This window comes from Corynebacterium tuingiense, from assembly GCF_046718165.1.
Lineage (GTDB): Bacteria > Actinomycetota > Actinomycetes > Mycobacteriales > Mycobacteriaceae > Corynebacterium.
Genome location: NZ_CP177101.1, coordinates 2139869 through 2158543, shown reverse-complemented (window position 1 = coordinate 2158543; position 18675 = coordinate 2139869). Strand labels below are relative to the sequence as shown.

Sequence of the window (18675 nt, the reverse complement as noted above, 5' to 3'; positions counted from 1 at the left end):
CCTGGCGCCCTTTTTAATAAATACAACCGATTCTTCTTGAAAGGAGGAGATGCCCAGTGAGCGCTAAACCCGAATGGGCAGACAAAGATTATTATGCGGATCTGGGGGTCTCCTCGTCCGCAGACCAAAGCGAGATCAAGCGCGCGTACCGCAAGCTTGCCCGCGAAAACCACCCCGATACCCACCCCGATGACCCCGCGGCAGCGGACCGGTTCAAGCGGGTTGCGGAAGCATACGATGTGCTTTCCGATGCCTCCGAGCGCAAGGAATACGACCAGTTCAAGGCCATGCTGCGCAACGGCGGTGGCTTCGGACAGAACGGAGGCGCCGGCTTTCCCGGCGGGTTTCGATCCACGAACATGGGTGGACAAGGTACGCAAGACTTCGACCTCTCGGACCTCTTCGGAGGAGCCACTGGAGGATCGTCTCAAGGCGGCGGTTTTGGGGATATCTTCGGTAGCGTTTTCAACCGCAGCGGTAGTGCTGGCCACTCAGCTAAACCGTCGCGGGGGGCCGACGTCGAAACGGAAATAACCCTCGATTTCCGCGAGGCAGCCAAGGGGACCACCATCCCGCTGGCCTTAAGCGGTAACGCGCCGTGCACCACGTGCCACGGCTCGGGTTCTTCCTCCGGCAAGACCTCAACGTGCGGTACCTGCAATGGCTCCGGGTACACCTCGGAAAACCGCGGTGCGTTCGGTTTTTCCGCCCCGTGCAAGGACTGCGATGGTACGGGTCGCCGCATCACGGATCCGTGCCCAGACTGCAACGGCACCGGAACGGTGCACCGCACTCGGAATATCACGGTCCGCATCCCCGCCGGCGTCATCGACGGCCAAAAGGTCCGCATCGCCGGCCAGGGCGAGGCTGGCCCGAATGGCACCCCGGCCGGTGACCTCTTCGTTGCGGTCACCGTCAAGCCTGACAAGGTCTTTACCCGCGACGGCGACGATATCCACATCACCGTCCCCGTCTCGTTTGCCGAGCTCGCCCTGGGTGACACCATCACGGTTCCCACCTTGGACAGCCCGGTCCGCGTGAAGATCCCCACCGGTACCCCGGACGGCCGCACCTTGCGCGTGCGTGGGCGCGGCATTGCCAAGCGCGCCGGCAAGGCTGGCGACCTCTTGGTGAGCGTGCAGGTCACCGTGCCTTCCAAGCTCGATGCAGCGGCCTCTAGCGCCCTGCGCACCTATGCACAGGCCGAAAAGGACTCTGGCTTTAATCCCCGCGCAGGCTGGGCCGGCGCGGAGAGCAATTAAGGCAGGAGGTGCATTGCACAATGAGTACTGGAAAGGCGGAAGGTTCCGGCACCGCCGTCTACGTCATTTCCGTGGCTGCCGAGCTTTCCGGGATGCACGCCCAGACCCTGCGCACCTATGACCGCATGGGTTTGGTCTCCCCAGCCCGCACCCGCGGCGGCGGCCGCCGCTATTCGGATCGCGATATTGAATTGCTCCGCAAGATTCAGGCGCTTTCGCAAGACGATGGCGTCAATCTCGCCGGCATCAAATCCATCATCGAGTTAACCGAAGAACGCGACCAGTTAGAGGCCGAGCGCGATGCGCTTGCCGATGAAGTCCGTGCCCTCCGTGATCAGCTCGCCGCCGGGCAGCGTTCAGGGGCACAACACCCCCAAGCACAGGGGCAGCGCACCCGCGGCGCCCAGGGGCCGCAAGGCCCCCAAGGCTCGCAGGTCCCGGTGCGTTCCCAACGCAGCGGCGAGCTGGTCCACGTTCCGCGGTCTACCTCCGTGGTGATGTGGAGCCCGCGCACCGCGCGCGACCGCAAACGTAATCGCCGAAACAACGGCGGCTAAAACACCTAACTCGTCCTGCGGACGAGAAACCTCAACTTAAACCCTCCATACCTTTGCCGCGGCCTAGCACCCGCACAGGTATGGAGGGTTTATTTCTGCCCAAGAGTCCTTCGCTCTCTCGGTGCCCTCCTCTCGGACCCATCGGTCCCCACCGTTCCCGCGCCCTCTCGCAGACTGCTACACCCTCACCCGGACGGTGATACACCCGCACAACCGGACTTCGCACCGTGAAGAAAAGTTAATTTCCCACCCCTATTTAGTGCGAAATGCGAAAAATTGCATTATTATGACAGGGAAAGCAGGTGCGGTACAGCACAGTAGAACGCCTGCAGTGGCACGCGCCATACACGGCAAGTGTCCCAGTCGAGATTTCTGCACGAGAGGACATCACCATCATGACTTTGTACGCAGCACCCGGAACCGAAGGGGCCATCGTCAACTACCGCGACCGCTATGACAACTACATCGGTGGAAAGTGGGTGCCGCCAGTCGATGGCGAATACATGGACAACATCAGCCCCGTGACCGGCGAGGTATTTTGTCAGGTGGCCCGCGGCAAGGAAGCCGATATCAACGCAGCCATCGATGCCGCGGAAAAGGCGTTTGCTACCTTTGGCAAGACCACTCCAGCAGAGCGCACGCTCTTGCTGCACCGCATCGCGGACCGGATTGAAGAGAACCTCGAAAAGATCGCTGTGGCGGAGACCTGGGAAAACGGCAAGGCCGTCCGCGAGACCTTGGCCGCCGATATCCCGCTGGCCGTTGACCACTTCCGTTACTTCGCGGGCGCCATCCGAGCGCAGGAGGGCCGCCTGTCCCAAATCAGCGAGGACACCGTGGCCTACCACTACCACGAGCCACTCGGCGTTGTCGGTCAAATCATCCCGTGGAACTTCCCGCTGCTCATGGCCTCTTGGAAGATCGCACCGGCCCTGGCCGCTGGTAACTGCATCGTGCTCAAGCCTGCGGAGCAAACGCCTGCATCCATCCTCTTGCTCATGGACATCATCGGCGACCTCCTCCCAGACGGCGTACTCAATATCGTCAACGGCGTGGGCGAGGAAGCCGGTGCGGCATTGTCGGGTTCGGATCGCATCGCCAAAATCGCGTTTACCGGCTCCACCCCGGTGGGCAAGCTCATCAATAAGGCCGCCGCAGACAAGGTCATCCCGGTCACCCTGGAACTCGGCGGTAAGTCGCCGTCCATCTTTTTCAAAGACATCATGGATGAAGATGACTCCTACCTGGAAAAGTGCGTCGAGGGATTCGTCATGTTTGCCCTCAACCAGGGCGAGGTCTGCACCTGCCCATCGCGCGCCCTGGTCCATGAGGATATTGCCGATAAGTTCTTGGAGCTCGCCATCGAACGCGTCAAGAAGATCAAGATCGGTCACCCGTTGGATACCGAAACCATGATGGGTGCCCAGGCCTCCCAGGAACAGATGGACAAAATCACCGAATACCTCAAGATCGGCCCAGAAGAAGGCGCGGAAACGCTCATCGGCGGCCACGTGAACAAGGTGGAGGGCCTCGAAAACGGCTACTACATCGAGCCCACGGTCTTTAAGGGCAGCAACGAGATGCGCATCTTCCAGGAGGAAATCTTCGGGCCAGTGCTGTCTGTGGCGACCTTCAAGGATTACGACGAGGCCATCGAGATCGCGAATACCACCAACTTCGGCCTCGGCGCCGGCGTGTGGTCGCGCCAGCAAAACATCTGCTACCGCGCCGGGCGCGATATTCAGGCCGGTCGCGTGTGGGTCAACCACTACCACGACTACCCGGCACACAGCGCCTTCGGTGGCTATAAGGAATCCGGCTTGGGCCGCGAGAACCACTTGATGATGCTCGGCCACTACCAGGAAACCAAGAACATGCTGGTCTCGTACTCGGACGCCCCTGCAGGCCTCTTCTAAACCCACAACCGGCGCCCCCTCAGCCCGCGCTAATCCGAGCTCGATTCCCCGGCGGCCACCGTGCCCAAACCGCGCAGGAACTGCGGATCCTCCCAATAGGATCCGTGGTCTCCGGGCAGGCCATCCGCGCCGGGCAGGGGAGTAGCGCCAAAGGACTGAGTGGTGGGATCCGGGCCGTGGATCCCGCTCAGTGGCCCCGTCGCGATAGCGATGGGGTCATTGTCATTGGTCGCCGCCCACACGGTGCCGTGCAGCTCGCGGGCATGCTGGACACTGGTACCGGGGCTGCCCACGAGCACGATATCGGAGGCAATGTCCTCCTCGCGCGCCGCGTATCCGGTCACGACGGAGCCATAGGAATAACCCACCACCGTTCGCTTCGCGCCTGGATACCGCTTGCCGATGCCCCGCTGAAACCGCACCAGCTCCTGCCCCGCCGCCCGCGCGGGATCGGCGTGCACGGCGCGCGGCAAACTCGACGGGGCCTGATAGCCCGACCACACGGCGGCAGGACCACCGCTCGCCTTAGCGATATTGCGGCCACGGTCCACGGCGCGCTGCCAGGTAGTGGGGTCGGAGGAATGCACGCCTTCGACAAACGTGGTCACGGACGCAGGCTCCGTGCGAAAGCCCTCAGGATCCACCAGCGCCACCAGCCGTCCGGGGCTGGTCTCCACGATGCGCATATCGGGGTTACCCGCGGCCAGCTCCGCCACGCGGTCACTGGCCTGGGCGAGGTTAATCTCGTGGATGGTATCGAGGGGAAGATCGGCAAAATCCTCCAGCCGCTGCGGCGGTTCCACCCCCGCGGGCGTGCAGAGGGCGTCGATTTCTTGGGAGCAGAGCCAGTCGAGGGCATCGCCAAGCGCGCGCACCTCCCGTAGCAGCACGCCGCCGGCCAGCGCGGCGGGCCCAGAAAACTCATCAACCTTGCCTAGAAAAGAAATGATCTGCGCTTCCACCCCCTCGCGCCAGGCCTGCAGATCCGCGTGCCGGTCCAGCACCTCGATGACGTGCTCCATCTGCCCAAGCGGGCTACTCAGCCACTCGGTCGCCTCGGCCAAACCGGAGCGCGCCGCCACGCCCGCGGGCCCACCCAGCGGTAGAGACCGCCAATCGTGGTGCGAGTCCACATAGTGATTATGCAGACCAGCGCGGTCCGCGGCGAGCTGCGCGGCGCTGTAGCGCAGGGCAGTCGATAAATTCATCGCGTCCTCCCCAAGCTCGCGGCGAGAGAGGAATCGAGCGCGCCGCTGCGGTCCAGGAAGGCGTGGAGGCTGCGCAGGCGCTCGGAAACGGTGGCATCACTAAGCTGCTGCGTCTCAGACCACTGCGCCACCGCGCGCTGGAGGGAGGCAGACGTCCGGGAAGCTACGTTTAAGTGTGCCCCCGGCAACGCCGCCGCCGGCCGCGCCCTCAAGGCGGCTACATGTGCGGGAAGGTGTTCAGGAATGTCTACAAAAGTCATGGCCTTAAGCGTGGCCGCTGCGGGCTGTGGCCGCGAGGGCAAAATCGCCAACCTGTGGATAACTAGGTGACGCTGCACTAAGTTGGGATTTATGAAAGTAGCAGCAGTGCAATTGACATCTACCGGCAGTATCGAGGAAAATCAAGAACTTGCCCTGGATAAAATCCGCGAGGCCGCGGCGGCGGGCGCGCGCCTTATCGTGCTGCCAGAGGCCACCTCGCAGAACTTCCGCTCGGGCCGCCTAGACGAGCAAGCGCAGAACCTCGAAGGCCCGTTCGCCACCGCGATTCAGGAAGCGGCGGAGGAGTTGGAGGTCACCGTCGTCGTCGGCATGTTCTGCCCAGCCGATACCATCGAGCGCGAGGACAAGACCATCAACCGCGTATCCAATACCGCGCTCGTCGCGGGCCCTGGCGTGCTGGGCGGCTACGAGAAAATCCACACCTACGATGCCTTTGACTACCGCGAATCCGATACGGTGCAGCCTGGGGAATCCTTGGTGACCTTCGACGTCGATGACCTCACCGTCGGCGTCGTGGTCTGCTACGATATCCGTTTCCCAGAGCAGTTCAAGGACTTGGCGCGCGAGGGCGCGCAGCTCATCGTTGTCTCCACCAGCTGGGCGGATGGCCCCGGCAAGCTAGAGCAGTGGCGCCTGCTCACGGCCGCGCGGGCGCTGGATTCCACCAGCTATATCCTCGCCGCGGGCCAATCCCGGCCAGGCGGCAACGCGGAGGCCGGATCCCCCTCGGGCCCGACCGGCATCGGGCACTCCACCATCGTCGATCCCAACGGCGTGCGCGTGGCCGAGGCCGGCTACGAAGACGAAATCCTCTACGCCGATATCGACCCGCAAGAAGTAGCGAAGACGCGCCGCTCCCTGCCGGTGCTAGAACTTAACGACTAAGACTGCGCCGCATAATCCTTCGGCAGCCACTCCCGGTCGCGGCCCCAGCTGTGGCTTAAGATCCACTGCTTGCCGATGCCCCTTTTCTCCAACCCCCTCCTTCCTTCCGCTACCTCCTCGGCGCTGCCGAAGAGGGCGAAGTAGGTGGGCGTGCCTGTGGATAACTCGACCTCGTTGACTACTACATCGGTCGGGTCGGGGGAGAGGGTGTGGGTGGCAGCATCGGCAAGCGGCCGTGCGCCCAGCAGCCACGGGTCGTTTTCCTGCCGGATGATGCGACGCAGGTTGAGATCGGGGTAGAGGGCCGCAAGGTTCTGCTGGAAATGCGTGTCATAGTGCGCGCCGGGGCTATCCGCAACGGCAAAAATCTGCAGGTCCAGGTTCTTCGCGAGTCCCTCCTCGCCCGCATCCGCGGCCTGGCGGGCCGCCAGCGCCAAGCACCGCGCCGCCGCCCAACCGGTGCCATAGGCCACGATGACCAGCCTGCCCCCGCGCAACGCGCGCAGGTCCTGCCAGATGGACCCGGTGGGCCGGCCCAAAGTCCACCAATCACCCGGCTTGGTATGCGCAAGCGACCGCGAAGCCTCGCCCACCGCGGCGACGTGGAAGACCAGCTGGCCGGTGGCATCGCTGGGCTGGGCTGGGGTGAGCATGCGCCATTGGCCGGGAAGGTACTGGGTGGTGACGGGGAAATACTGCCCCGGCTCGAAGGCTGCGGGCATTCCCGCCTCGACGCGAATGACCGCGGTTTCGCGCGTCGGCCGCTCCACCGCAACCACCTGCCCCGAATACGCCGGCGCCTCCCCAGCCAGGTCCGCCTCGCGCGCCGCGGTCGCCATCTCCGCGCAGACCTCGTGGATGACGGCGCAGGCAAAGTCGTACTGATACCGCGTGAGCGCCAACACCCGCAGGCCTTTAATGAGCGCCTCCTCGAAGCGCGCATAAACCTCGGCCGGGAAGCCATGCCTGCGGTGATCGTGGCCGAGCTGCGCGATCTTCTCTCGGACGGCCTCGGGCAGCGCAGCCCCAACCCCGGACCCTGCCTTCGTGCCGGCGCTGCTGGGCTCCGCGTGTTCAATCACCCACGCCAATGCGTGCACCATGGACCGGTGGGTGTCCTGCATAGAAAGGGAAAAGACCTGCCGCGCCTCCGGCACCATGAGGAAAAACTGCTCATGCACCGCATCGCGGTAGTCGTCTGCGTACTTTCGGAAGTGCTCGCCCAATTCCCACATGCTTTCCCATCCTAGTGTGCTTGCCTGCCTTTTAGCGCGCACATTACCGTCCCCGCGCTACAACCCCAGCACCTTGATAACCTCGCGCGCGGCCAAGCGCCCCGCGCGCGTCGCCCCCACCGTCGAGGCTGTCGACCCGTATCCGGCGAGGAACACCCGTGGGTTCGCGATAGGCGAGACCTCGTTGCGCATGACAATCCCGCCCTTGCGCGAGCGCAAACGCAACGGCGCCAGGTGGTCCAGAACCGGGCGGAAACCGGTATTCCAAAAGATGACGTCCACCGCCACGTGCGTGCCCGCCGGGTACGGCTGCCATGCCGCCACGCTTTCCGATGCCCCCGCCACCTCACCGCTCGCAGACTCGCCAAACCGCACGCCGGTCGCGTCGATGGCATCGAACATTCCGCGCGAGACTAAAACGCCGCGCTCTACCGCATCCAGGTATTCCTGCCAGGGCGGAATCCCGGTGGTCGAGACCACCGAGGCTGGAGGATTGCCGCTAAAGACCCGCTCGCGGACCTTCTTTTCCACATCCAAGCCCCACTGCTTATCAAACTCCGTATCCGTAAAATCCGGTGCCCGCCGCGTGGCCCAGGTGGTCTGGGCGATGCCCTCAAGCTCCAATAAGAACTGCACCGCGGATAGCCCACCGCCAACGACCAACACGTGCTGGCCTGCAAAATCCTCCGCCGCCGAATAATCCTTAGTGTGCAGTTGGCGCCCGCCGAAACTGCCGATGCCCGGAATATAAGGAATATACGGCCTATCCCACGTGCCAGTGGCGTTAACGATGGTGTCCGCGGAAAACTGCTCGCCGGACTCCAACGTCACGAGGAACGCGCCGCGTGTGCCGCGGGGATTGCGCGCGCCGCGTGCGCGGTGCGGGCTGGACAGGGCACGGACGCTGCTGACGCGCGCCGGGCGGTATGGCCGCAGCTGAAACTTCTCTTCGTAGGCGCCGTAATAGTTGGCAACTACCTGGGAGGCGGGGGAGGAGGCATCGGCGGGCGGGGCGGGCATGCCCGGCAGACTCGCGATGTTATGGGCCTTTCCCAGCGTCAGGGAATCCCACCGGTGACGCCAGGCGCCGCCGGGGGCGGGGTTGGCATCGATAAGCAAAAAGTCTTGGGCGGGGATAAGGCCGCGGGAGGTGAGCTGGTGGGCCGTCGCCAAGCCTGCCTGGCCCGCGCCGATGATGATGCTGAGGTAGTGCTCCACCGTGCCATTGTAGCGGGGGTGAAAATCCGCCGTATGTTGTGGCTCACTAGATGGTAGGTAATGTATTTTTTATCTGCGCGCTCGCTACACGTGAGCAGCCTGCCATAACTGCACAGCTAGAAAGGATTCCCATGGAAGATTTTTCCGCTTATACGCTCATGCTGGACGTGGGTTGGATTTCCTTACTCATGGTCATCGGCAATATTTTGCGCCACCAAGTGAAGTTCATCTTCCAGGACTTATTGCTGCCTGCCCCCATCACCGCCGGCCTGCTTGGTCTGCTGGTCGGGCCCAACGTGCTGGGTTGGATCAACTTCTCCGATAACCTCGGCGATTACACCTCCATCCTCATCGCCGTGGTCTTTGCCTCGATGGCGTATTCCATGGAGGTTGGCGGCAACATGGGCAAGGGCGCGCGCAATATGTGGGGCTATTCCACCATGATGTTTACCGGCCAGTGGGGCCTTTTCATCGTGCTCGGCCTGCTCTTCTTCGCCCCAGTCTTTGATACCCCCAACTGGTTCGGCATGATGCTGCCGGTTGGCTTTACCGGTGGCTTCGGCACGGCCGCCGCTGTGGGTGGCGCGCTGGAGGGCGTCGGCGCCGATGCGGCAGCGTCCCTGGGCTTTACGTCTGCGACCGTCGGCACGCTGGCCGCGATTATCGGCGGTGTCATCGCTGGTAACTGGGGCATCCGCAAGGGCAAGGTGTCCTACGTGCCCAAGGAGCTGCCGGAAGAGATTCGCCGCGGCTACATCAAGAACCTGGATGAGCGACCCTCCCTCGGCCGCGCCACCACCAACCCCTCTTCCATTGAGCCGCTCGCGCTGCACTTCGGCTTCATCATCCTCACGGTTATGACGGCGTACGGCGTCAATAAGGGCATTTCCAGCATTTGGGAAAATGTTTCCATCCCGCTCTTTGCGATGTCCATGGTTATCGGCCTCATCTTCCGCGCCATCATGAACTTCGTCGGCGCCGAGGACTACCTGGATAAGGATTCCGTATCCTCCATCTCCGGTGCCGCTACCGATTACCTCATCGCCTTCGGCGTGGCCGCCATTGTTCCTGCCGCTATCGCCTCCTACTGGCAGGCACTGCTCGTTCTGTTCATTCTGGGCACCATCTTCTGTACCTTCTTCTTGATGTGGTTCCCCGCCGAGTTCTTTGGCGAGCGCTGGATCGAGCGCGGCATCTTCGGCTGGGGCTGGGCGACGGCCACCGTGGCTACCGGCATCGCCGTGCTCAAGATCGTCGACCCGAAGCTGAAGTCCGGCACGCTGTCCGAATACGGCATGGCCTACATCGGCTTCGGCCCGTTCGAGATTTCGTGGACCATCATTGCACCAATGGCGGTGATGTACGGGTTTACCGGCGCGTTCGGTGCCGTTTCGCTGGCCATTTCCATCGGCGTGTACCTGACGTTCAAATTCATGGGCTTGCTCCCGCCGCGCGGCACGATTTTCAAAGAGGGCATCGGCCACGTGGGTCAGAAACAAGAAACCTAGCCCTCACATATCTACTCTGCGCAAGCCGGGCTCCCACATTTTTGGTGTGGCGGCCCGGCTTTGGCGTGCCGCCAATTCGCTTGCTTGCCGATGCCCGTCTACCCCCAGCCCTCATTAGCGCTGGGCGCCCCGTTTCGCGGCCTAGTCTTTCGCGTCATGGAGGGGTCCAGTCCTCATTAGCGTGGGACGCTCACTCCTGGGGTGCCCGATCTTCGATAGGGCTGTTGTGGCAGTGCGGTAGGGGCGCAGGAGGTAGCAGGAGGTATCTGCGGGGTAAAGCGCGAAGTTGAGCCAGGTGGACTCAAAAAATTTGGGTTGAGTGGAATAGGCTCAACTTTATGTGCGTTATACCTAGTGAATCCTTAAAATGGACGAATAAATCTTAGAAGGAGAAACGTACACATGAGTTCTTTTAACCCCACCACCAAAACACAAGAGGCTCTGCAGGAAGCCCTGCAGACCGCTTCCGCGAATGGCAACCCGGATATCCGCCCGGCGCACCTGCTGGCGGCCATCCTTGGGCAGGAAGGCGGCATCGCCGCGCCAGTGCTCAAGGCCACCGGCGTTGACCCGGATACCGTGCTGAAAGAAGCGCGCGAGCTGGTTAACTCTTATCCCAGCGCCGAGGGTGCCAATATGTCCAACCCGCAATTCAACCGGGATGGCTTAAACGTACTGACCAAGTCGCAGGAATTGGCGGGCGAGCTTGGCGATGAGTTCGTGTCCACCGAAGTCCTCCTCGCCGCCATCGCTGGTTCGAAGACCGACGCCGCCGAGTTGCTGACCGGCCGCGGCGCAACCTACGACGCCATCAAGGGCGCCTTCCCCTCCGTGCGCGGGGCCGCCAAGGTGACCTCGGAGAACCCGGAAGACCAATTCCAGGCGCTAGAAAAGTACGCCACCGACCTCACCGCGCGGGCGCGTGAGGGCAAGATCGACCCGGTCATCGGGCGCGATCAGGAAATCCGGCGCGTCGTCCAGGTGCTCTCGCGCAGGACGAAGAACAATCCGGTGCTGATTGGTGAGCCGGGCGTCGGCAAGACTGCGATCGTTGAGGGCCTGGCCCGGCGCATCGTGGCTGGCGACGTCCCTGAGTCCCTGAAGGGCAAGACGCTTATCAGCCTGGATCTCGGTTCCATGGTCGCCGGCGCCAAGTTCCGCGGCGAGTTCGAAGAGCGCCTTAAGGCTGTGCTTGATGAAATCAAGCAATCTGAGGGCGAAATCATTACCTTCATCGATGAGCTGCACACCATCGTCGGCGCCGGCGCTACCGGAGAAGGCTCCATGGATGCCGGCAACATGATCAAGCCCATGCTGGCCCGCGGCGAGCTGCGCCTCGTCGGTGCAACCACGCTGGATGAGTACCGCAAGTACATCGAAAAGGACGCCGCCCTCGAGCGCCGTTTCCAGCAGGTCTATGCCGCAGAGCCGTCCGTGGAAGACACCATCGGTATCCTGCGCGGGCTCAAGGAGCGCTACGAGGTGCACCACGGCGTGCGCATCATGGACTCCGCCTTGGTGTCTGCAGCGGAGCTATCGAACCGCTACATCACCAACCGCTTCCTGCCGGACAAGGCCATCGACCTAGTCGATGAAGCCGGCTCCCGCCTGCGCATGGAAATCGACTCCTCGCCGCAGGAAATCGATGAGCTCGAGCGCATCGTTCGCCGCATGGAGATCGAGGAGCTCGCGCTGAAGAAGGAATCCGACGCCGCCTCCAAGGACCGCCTGGCCGCCCTGCAAGGCGAGCTCGCGGACCAGCGCGAAAAGCTCGGCGAGCTCAAGGCGCGCTGGGCCAACGAGAAGAAGGCCATCGATGACGTGCAGGATATTAAGGAAGATCTCGACGATCTCCGCCGCCAAGCAGAAATTGCCGAGCGCGACGGCGACCTCGCCCTAGCCTCCGAGATCAACTACGGCAAGATCCCGCCGCTGGAAAAGGACCTGGCAGCAGCCGAGGAAAAGGCCGCCGCCCAGCGCAATACCATGCTGGATGAGGAGGTCAGCCCGGATACCATCGCAGAGGTCGTCTCTGCGTGGACCGGCATTCCCGCCGGCAAGATGCTGCAGGGCGAGACCGAGAAGCTGCTGAACATGGAATCGGTGTTGGGCAAGAGGGTCGTCGGCCAGCGCGAGGCCGTGACCGCTGTTTCCGATGCCGTGCGTCGCTCCCGCGCGGGCGTGGCTGACCCCAACCGCCCGACCGGCTCCTTTCTCTTCCTCGGCCCTACCGGCGTGGGTAAGACGGAGCTGGCTAAGGCGCTGGCGGACTTCCTCTTCGACGATGAATCCGCCATGGTGCGCATCGATATGTCCGAGTACGGCGAGAAGCACTCCGTTTCCCGGCTCGTCGGTGCCCCTCCGGGATACGTCGGCCACGAAGCCGGCGGCCAGCTCACCGAGGCCGTGCGGCGTCGGCCTTATACGCTCGTGCTTTTCGACGAAGTGGAAAAGGCCCACCCCGACGTCTTCGACGTCCTCCTCCAGGTCCTGGATGAGGGGCGGCTTACCGATGGCCAGGGTCGCACCGTCGACTTCCGCAATACCGTCATCATCCTAACGTCCAACCTGGGCGCCGGCGGTACGAAGGACGAGACGATGGAGGCCGTAAAGCGGGCCTTCAAGCCGGAGTTCATCAACCGCCTCGATGACGTGGTGATGTTCGAGCCGCTGTCGGAGGAACTGCTGCGCGGCATCGTGGACATCCAACTGCGCGGTCTCACCGAACGCCTGGAGGCCCGCCGCCTGACGCTGCAGGTATCCGATTCCGCCAAGTCCTGGTTGGCCGACCGCGGCTATGACCCCGCCTACGGCGCCCGCCCGCTGCGCCGGACCATCCAGCAGGCTATCGGTGACAAGCTGGCGAAGAAGCTTTTGGCCGGTGACATTGCCGATGGCGATACCGTCCACGTCGACGTCGCCGATGGCGGCGCGGAGCTGGATATTTCTGCTCGCTAAATTACCGGGCGAAAAATAATGCTCATGCCTTTAGACTGGAAGGCATGAGCATTTTAGTTTCCCCGCAGGAACTCAAAGAATCCATCTACCACGGCGATCGTTTCACTCTTCTCGGCACCCACTGGCACCCCAAGACGGGCCAGAGCTTCATCGACTTTGCGTCGCAGCACATCCCCACCGCGCTTTTCGGCGATACCGGTGCGGCCTTCGTCGGCCTTCCAGGCTCGCGCAATGGCCGCAACCCGCTTCCGGACGAAGACAAGCTGCAAGCCTGGATCCGTTCTTGGGGCCTGCAGGAAGACCGCCCCGTGGTGGTCTATGACGAGGGCCGCGGGCTTTTTGCCGGCCGCGCGTGGTGGACGCTGCGCTGGGCCGGCCTAACTGATGTGCGCATCCTCGATGGCGGCCTGGAAAACTGGCTCGCGAACGGTTACCAAACCCTCACGGGTCCGGGCAATATCGCGGTCGGCTCGAAATTCGAGGTCACTCCCGGCCAGCTGCCTACCGCCACGATTGAAGACGTCCGTAAGCATGATGGTGTGCTCATCGATACGCGTTCGAGCAACCGCTTTGCTGGCCGTCGCGAGAACCTGGATTTGAAGGCAGGTCACATTCCCGGTGCGGTCAATGTTCCCGAGCGCCTCTTCCACAACGATGGGGTGCGCACGTTGAAGTCCCCGGATGAAATCCGTGAGGTGTTGGCCGCGGCTGGGCTGACTCAGGAAAACACCAAGGATGCAATCATCTATTCCGGTTCGGGCAACCACTCCGCTCTTGCACTCGCGGCGATGGAGAACGCAGGATTTACCGGCCTGCGCCACTACATCGGCGGCTGGTCGCAGTGGTCGGCAGACCCGACCAACCCGGTAGAACGCGGGGATAGGACTTCGGTTAACGATTAATTCCAATTAATCGCTCCGACTCCGACTGGTACCGGCACCGTGGGGTGCCGGTACCTATTATTATCAGGAGATGATGGCTTCTTTACTCCTGATTCTCGCGCTCGTACTCGGCATCGCCGGTGGCTTTTTGCTGTACTACGACCGCACGCAGCGCGCAGCCGATGCCCAGCACAGCACCGATGCCCAAGGCAGCGCTGATGTTCAAGGCAGCGCTGATGCCGATACGCCGCCGGATACTGACTCCCAGCATGGCCCGGATACCCAGCAGCGAGACGCCGCTGCAGGCGGATCCGATAATTCGGCGGCAGAACAATCTCAAGGTGGAAAGCCCCAACATAGCCGGGAAGACCAGGACGTGCCTTCCCACGCAGTCACCGAACCTGGCGAGAATGCTGAAGACCCTGCGCGGACCGAAGGTCCTGCAGAACCTGAAGGCGAAGACGGTACCGAAACAGACTCTGGAACGCCCTCTGGTTTTGCGGCGAAGCATTCGCCATCCCCCGATATTGAATCCGATTCTTCCTCCGCTACCTCTTCAGGCCGTCACCATCGCACTAGAGATGATGCAGACCGCAGAGTTAGCGACAAAGCTGACGATACCCGCACTAGCGAGTCCGCGGTGCTTTCGAGCAATGACGCTGTAAAAGGCACCGCAACCACCTCCACCACCAATGCAGCCCATGTATCCGACGCAGATAGCGCAGATAACGCAGACAGTGTAGATAGCGCCAGTGTAGGCAGCGCCGACAGAACCGGCAGAGCCCACGCTGCAGGCAACACTGAAAAACCAGCAGAGGCTGGCCTGGATTCTGCCTCAGATTCTTCCTCAGCTTCTGGTGCAGATTCTGGCGCTAACAATGACGCGGGCTTAGATGCGGAAGCGGAAGCGGAATCGGAATTGGGTGCGGATGCCTCCCGCGAAGAGGCAGGCCACGAGGAGACTGAAGACCAACAGGAAAGTCACGCAAAACCCAAACCGGTAGGAAGGCCGCGGCCGCTTATCCCGGGCACCATTCGCCGGGAACGCAAAAACTGGGCCGAAACTCGAGGGTTCGAGTACATGAAGTCGGACCAGTACCTTGTGGATGAATGGACAAGGGGAGTCGCCTCCTCTGGTGCCGCACCGAAAGACATCGTTGCCGGCAACGTATACGGCCATGAAATGCTGCTGATGGATATTGACGGCGTCAATGTGATGGCGATGCGAACGGGTGCGGCATCGGATGTGGTCATTGATTTCCAGCGCTTCGATAGTCAAGAAGCCGAGATGTCCGAGGACCTGTTATTGGCCATGAACATCGAGGGGTTTGATGTTTATTCCTCCGATCGCGGCGTGACGGAGCGGATGGTGGACGAGCGCGTGCGTATCGCGCTGCAGCGCATGCCGGAGGTGGTGTCCGCGCTGTGGCTGGAAACCGAGTGGGTTTTGGCACAAACCACTAAGCATTCGCGCACCGCAGATTGGGAGGCAATGCTCCCGCCGCTTGCCTTGCTTGCCGATGCCTCCCGCGTCCTCCCACCCCGTTCCTCTTCCGTGCATACCATTCACTTTGAGGACCTAGACCCAGCCAGGGAAATTCCCGCCCCGCCCGTGGTTGAAGCGGTGGGTGGAACAGCGTCGGTGGGAAAGCCAGAGTTCTCCCGGCCGGTCATCCAACGGCCCGAAGAACCATTGGACATGCCGTCTCGCACGTACTCCGAGACCCGCGGCCCGGTTGAGCACACGGCGATTGGGGCGGACGAGGTAGATGCCATTGCCGATGGCAATGAGCGCCCCATCCCCGATTCAGGCACCGCCCGCCTGCCGCGCCAGCAATTCGGGGAGGCTTCCATCTTCGACGACGCTTCCGATGATGCTTTTGGTGACGACCTCGGTGACGCGGCCAAAGACTCGTCCACCGGCTCAACCAGAAATTCTTCTCGAGGCAGCTCCCAAGACGCCAGTGGCACGGCCGCTGCACGGGAGAAAGAGGATACAGACCGCTATGACGATTCCGGGTCGCAGCAGGGAGAGTAGCCTAGAATGTTGCGTTGGCCCACATAGCCAGGACTTTCCTCATATGCTGAAAACTCTAAAGAAACTCTAGAAAAAGGAGCAATGCGATGACTGAAGTGCACCTGCAAGAAGACAAGAAGAAGCGTCTCGCGGAACTGGTCAAGGAGCTTGCCGTGGTGCATGGCAAGGTTACTCTGTCCTCGGGCAAAGAGGCCGATTACTACGTTGATTTGCGCCGTGCGACTTTACACCACGAAGCATCCCGGCTAATCGGGTCCTTGCTCCGCGAGCTCACCGCGGATTGGGATTTTGCGGCCGTGGGAGGACTAACCCTTGGCGCGGATCCTGTTGCAACCTCCATCATGCATGCCGATGGCCGTGATATCGACGCCTTCGTTGTGCGCAAGGAAGCCAAAAAGCACGGCATGCAGCGCCGCATCGAGGGCGCAGATGTGACCGGAAAGAAGGTGCTGGTCGTCGAAGACACCACCACGACCGGCAATTCGCCGCTCACGGCAGTTGCCGCTTTGCGCGAAGCTGGAGCAGAGGTGGTCGGCGTGGCTACCGTCGTTGACCGCGCCACCGGCGCCGAGGATGTCATCTCGGCCGAGGGCCTTGAATACCGTTCCCTGCTTGGCTTGAACGACCTTGGACTCGCGTAACAGTATGGATCATGCACGCCAGTCACAGCCGGCCGGTCAGGCCGAGCCAGCAGGCGAGGCTGCGGGAACCGAGCCGACCGGTCAGGAAGCGCACGGTGAAAATACTGCGCAGGGCGAAAGTACTGCGCAGGGCGAATCTGCAGAGCAGGTGAAAGGGCCGACCGAATGGAATGAAGGCCGCCACGGCGTGGGCCCCTGGGAAGGGCCCTGGCCGCAAGGGCCGGAGGCGGAAAAATACGATCCGGAACTTCTGCGCGAGGGCGACCGGCGCAATGTCGTCGACGCGTATCGGTATTGGCGAAGGGAGGCGATTAAGGGGGATATCGATAAGCGGCGGCACAGCCTGCATATCGCCATCGAGAACTTTGAAAATGACGCCAATATCGGCACCGTCGTGCGCACCGCCAACGCCTTTGCCGTCGATACCGTCCACATTGTGGGGCGGCGCCGGTGGAACCGCCGCGGCGCCATGGTAACGGATAGGTATCAGCATCTGCGGCATCATGAGAGCGTCGATAAGCTCATTGCCTGGGCCGCCGAGGAAGACCTCACGGTCGTGGCCATTGATAATACCCCCGGTTGCGTGCCCCTCGAAACCGCCGAACTGCCGGAACGCAGCCTGCTGCTATTCGGGCAAGAAGGCCCCGGAGTAAGCGCCGCCGCGCAAGACGCCGCCCTGATGACCTGCTCCATCGCGCAATTCGGCTCCACGCGGTCCATCAACGCAGGCGTGGCCGCGGGCATCGCCATGTATACCTGGATCCGGCAGCACGCCGATCTGAACAATTCCTGGTAAGAGATCGTTACACTAGCTGTAATAAACCTTGCTACTGGAGTGATAAAGAAAACGTGGAAGAAAAGTGGGCCCACCGCGCCGAACTCGCGGAAACCGCCATTGATGAGCGCCATGCGCATTCCGTATGGGGCCTACCGCGAACCAACCTCGCCATCGTCAGCTGGCCGCCCACCACGAAAGAAAAACTCCTCGTGCACTGGCACTACTGGTGGCAAGCGCATTACCTCGACTGCCTCGTTGATGCGGCGGAGAGGAAAAATACCAAGGCCCGTCGCCAGCGCATTCTCGACACCACGCGCGGGATCCGCGTCCGGAACCTGACGCAGCTGACCAAGAATAAGTACTTCGACGACAAAGCCTGGCTCGCACTCGCCCTGGGGCGTGTGGGCGAGTTAGACAAGATGAAACCGCCCAAGGCGTTGGCGTCTTTGCAGCGCAATATTTCCGAAGGCCTCGATGACTCGCTGGGCATTTTGCCGTGGCGCGATGGCGAGAACTTCATGAACGTGCCGGCCAACGGGCCTGGTGCCATCATGCTGGCGCGGATGGGAGATATTACCGCCGCCCGCCGCATCGTTGACTGGGTCTACGATAATTTGGTCAATGAAGATGGCTTCATCATGGACGGCGTGCGCATGCGCATGGACGGCCCCGAGATCGTCAAACAAGTCCACCCGTATTGCCAAGGCGTGATGCTGGGGGCGTGCCTGGAGATTGTGTTGGCGATGCGGGAGGAGTCGAGCATCGGCAAGCTGGAGCAGATCGACAGCGTCTACGAGGCCGAACTGGCATCCGAGATGATGAGCTACATCATTAAGATTCGGGGCCTAGTGCAGGCTATTGCTTCCGGGATGGCGACTCCCTCCGGCGTCGTGGATTGGGAGACCGGTGATGGTGATGGCGGCCTGTTTAAGGGCATTCTGATGCGTTATCTTGCCGATGTTGCCGTGCGGTTGCCCGGGGACTCGCCCGCGAACCGGGCCACCAAGAAGTTGGCGACCCGGATGGTGGTGGCGTCTGCCGAATCCGTGTGGGAGCACCGGCTCGAGGTCGATGGCCTGCCAATTTTTGGCTCTGACTGGACCGCCGATGCCCGCCTACCGCATAACTACGGCTTCGGGCACACGACCGTCAGTGAAAAGATGGGCATCATTCGCGTGGATGAGCGCGACCTATCCGTGCAGCTGTCTGGTTGGATGCTTCTGGAGGCGTGCGCCCGGGTGGCTCGTGACCTGCATGAAAAATCGGGTCGCGATTAACCGTGCTATTAAACACTTTGCGCGGGGTTGA

15 protein-coding genes are annotated in these 18675 nt (G+C 62.2%); 11 read left to right on the top strand and 4 right to left on the bottom strand.

The features are described 5' to 3' along the window. Positions 1–56: 56 nt before the first annotated feature. From dnaJ to ACLI1T_RS10235, 3 genes are all read left to right on the top strand, one after another. Positions 57–1262, top strand: coding sequence for a molecular chaperone DnaJ (dnaJ, locus tag ACLI1T_RS10245; protein ID WP_411702609.1), 1206 nt, complete (start codon positions 57–59; stop codon positions 1260–1262). Between the two features lie 20 nt (positions 1263–1282). Beyond that, positions 1283–1819 carry a heat shock protein transcriptional repressor HspR gene (locus tag ACLI1T_RS10240; protein ID WP_411702608.1) on the top strand — a complete coding sequence of 179 codons (537 nt, stop codon included), beginning with the start codon at positions 1283–1285 and terminating at the stop codon, positions 1817–1819. Between the two features lie 395 nt (positions 1820–2214). Beyond that, positions 2215–3735 carry an aldehyde dehydrogenase family protein gene (locus tag ACLI1T_RS10235; protein WP_411702607.1) on the top strand — a complete coding sequence of 507 codons (1521 nt, stop codon included), beginning with the start codon at positions 2215–2217 and terminating at the stop codon, positions 3733–3735. Between the two features lie 29 nt (positions 3736–3764). Here the strand turns inward: ACLI1T_RS10235 and ACLI1T_RS10230 are convergent, their stop codons facing one another. Beyond that, positions 3765–4943, bottom strand: coding sequence for an alpha/beta hydrolase (locus ACLI1T_RS10230; RefSeq protein WP_411702606.1), 1179 nt, complete (start codon positions 4941–4943; stop codon positions 3765–3767). Further along, positions 4940–5203, bottom strand: a complete 264-nt coding sequence (locus ACLI1T_RS10225) for a hypothetical protein (RefSeq protein WP_411702605.1) — start codon at positions 5201–5203, stop codon at positions 4940–4942. The genes ACLI1T_RS10230 and ACLI1T_RS10225 overlap by 4 nt, the downstream gene beginning before the upstream one ends. Before the next feature lie 91 nt (positions 5204–5294). Here ACLI1T_RS10225 and ACLI1T_RS10220 point away from each other — a divergent pair, with 91 nt between their 5' ends. Beyond that, positions 5295–6110 (top strand): carbon-nitrogen hydrolase family protein, encoded by an 816-nt coding sequence (locus tag ACLI1T_RS10220; protein ID WP_411702604.1) that lies wholly within the window; start codon positions 5295–5297, stop codon positions 6108–6110. Here the strand turns inward: ACLI1T_RS10220 and ACLI1T_RS10215 are convergent. Both ACLI1T_RS10215 and ACLI1T_RS10210 read right to left on the bottom strand, forming a co-directional pair. Continuing rightward, positions 6107–7345: an FAD-binding oxidoreductase gene (locus ACLI1T_RS10215; RefSeq protein ID WP_411702603.1), complete on the bottom strand. Its 1239-nt coding sequence runs from the start codon at positions 7343–7345 to the stop codon at positions 6107–6109. The two genes, ACLI1T_RS10220 and ACLI1T_RS10215, sit on opposite strands and share 4 nt — an antisense overlap. Before the next feature lie 57 nt (positions 7346–7402). Next, positions 7403–8563 (bottom strand): NAD(P)-binding domain-containing protein, encoded by a 1161-nt coding sequence (locus ACLI1T_RS10210; RefSeq protein WP_411702602.1) that lies wholly within the window; start codon positions 8561–8563, stop codon positions 7403–7405. Between the two features lie 131 nt (positions 8564–8694). On the opposite strand from ACLI1T_RS10210, the gene ACLI1T_RS10205 reads away from it, so the two are divergent. The 7 genes from ACLI1T_RS10205 (at position 8695) to ACLI1T_RS10175 (ending at position 18644) form a co-directional block, all read left to right on the top strand. Continuing rightward, entirely contained in the window at positions 8695–10071 is a 1377-nt protein-coding gene (locus tag ACLI1T_RS10205; protein ID WP_411702601.1) for a sodium/glutamate symporter, read from the top strand. A 402-nt stretch (positions 10072–10473) separates the two neighbouring features. Then, a complete protein-coding gene (gene clpB, locus ACLI1T_RS10200) occupies positions 10474–13029 on the top strand; it encodes an ATP-dependent chaperone ClpB (RefSeq protein ID WP_349853811.1) in 2556 nt (851 codons plus the stop codon). A 44-nt stretch (positions 13030–13073) separates the two neighbouring features. Beyond that, on the top strand, positions 13074–13931 hold the full coding sequence (locus ACLI1T_RS10195) for a sulfurtransferase (RefSeq protein WP_411702600.1): 858 nt from the start codon (positions 13074–13076) through the stop codon (positions 13929–13931). A 70-nt stretch (positions 13932–14001) separates the two neighbouring features. Then, positions 14002–15948 (top strand): hypothetical protein, encoded by a 1947-nt coding sequence (locus ACLI1T_RS10190; RefSeq protein ID WP_411702599.1) that lies wholly within the window; start codon positions 14002–14004, stop codon positions 15946–15948. An 86-nt stretch (positions 15949–16034) separates the two neighbouring features. Next, on the top strand, positions 16035–16589 hold the full coding sequence (gene pyrE, locus ACLI1T_RS10185; protein ID WP_411702598.1) for an orotate phosphoribosyltransferase: 555 nt from the start codon (positions 16035–16037) through the stop codon (positions 16587–16589). Positions 16590–16593: 4 nt separating this feature from the next. Further along, complete coding sequence (locus ACLI1T_RS10180; protein ID WP_411702597.1) at positions 16594–17385, top strand: TrmH family RNA methyltransferase; 792 nt, start codon at positions 16594–16596, stop codon at positions 17383–17385. 53 nt (positions 17386–17438) lie between these two features. Continuing rightward, positions 17439–18644 carry a glycoside hydrolase family 76 protein gene (locus ACLI1T_RS10175; protein WP_411702596.1) on the top strand — a complete coding sequence of 402 codons (1206 nt, stop codon included), beginning with the start codon at positions 17439–17441 and terminating at the stop codon, positions 18642–18644. The last annotated feature ends 31 nt before the right edge of the window (positions 18645–18675 follow it).

What these genes read in the sequence shown, in the direction of transcription:
- ACLI1T_RS10220 (WP_411702604.1), top strand. Translation starts at nt 5,295, where the DNA reads ATGAAAGTAGCAGCAGTGCAATTGACATCTACCGGCAGTATCGAGGAA.
- pyrE (WP_411702598.1), top strand. Translation starts at nt 16,035, where the DNA reads ATGACTGAAGTGCACCTGCAAGAAGACAAGAAGAAGCGTCTCGCGGAA.
- ACLI1T_RS10215 (WP_411702603.1), bottom strand. Translation starts at nt 7,345, where the DNA reads ATGTGGGAATTGGGCGAGCACTTCCGAAAGTACGCAGACGACTACCGC.
- ACLI1T_RS10235 (WP_411702607.1), top strand. Translation starts at nt 2,215, where the DNA reads ATGACTTTGTACGCAGCACCCGGAACCGAAGGGGCCATCGTCAACTAC.
- ACLI1T_RS10180 (WP_411702597.1), top strand. Translation starts at nt 16,594, where the DNA reads ATGGATCATGCACGCCAGTCACAGCCGGCCGGTCAGGCCGAGCCAGCA.
- ACLI1T_RS10190 (WP_411702599.1), top strand. Translation starts at nt 14,002, where the DNA reads ATGATGGCTTCTTTACTCCTGATTCTCGCGCTCGTACTCGGCATCGCC.
- ACLI1T_RS10230 (WP_411702606.1), bottom strand. Translation starts at nt 4,943, where the DNA reads ATGAATTTATCGACTGCCCTGCGCTACAGCGCCGCGCAGCTCGCCGCG.
- ACLI1T_RS10205 (WP_411702601.1), top strand. Translation starts at nt 8,695, where the DNA reads ATGGAAGATTTTTCCGCTTATACGCTCATGCTGGACGTGGGTTGGATT.
- ACLI1T_RS10240 (WP_411702608.1), top strand. Translation starts at nt 1,283, where the DNA reads ATGAGTACTGGAAAGGCGGAAGGTTCCGGCACCGCCGTCTACGTCATT.
- ACLI1T_RS10195 (WP_411702600.1), top strand. Translation starts at nt 13,074, where the DNA reads ATGAGCATTTTAGTTTCCCCGCAGGAACTCAAAGAATCCATCTACCAC.
- ACLI1T_RS10225 (WP_411702605.1), bottom strand. Translation starts at nt 5,203, where the DNA reads ATGACTTTTGTAGACATTCCTGAACACCTTCCCGCACATGTAGCCGCC.
- clpB (WP_349853811.1), top strand. Translation starts at nt 10,474, where the DNA reads ATGAGTTCTTTTAACCCCACCACCAAAACACAAGAGGCTCTGCAGGAA.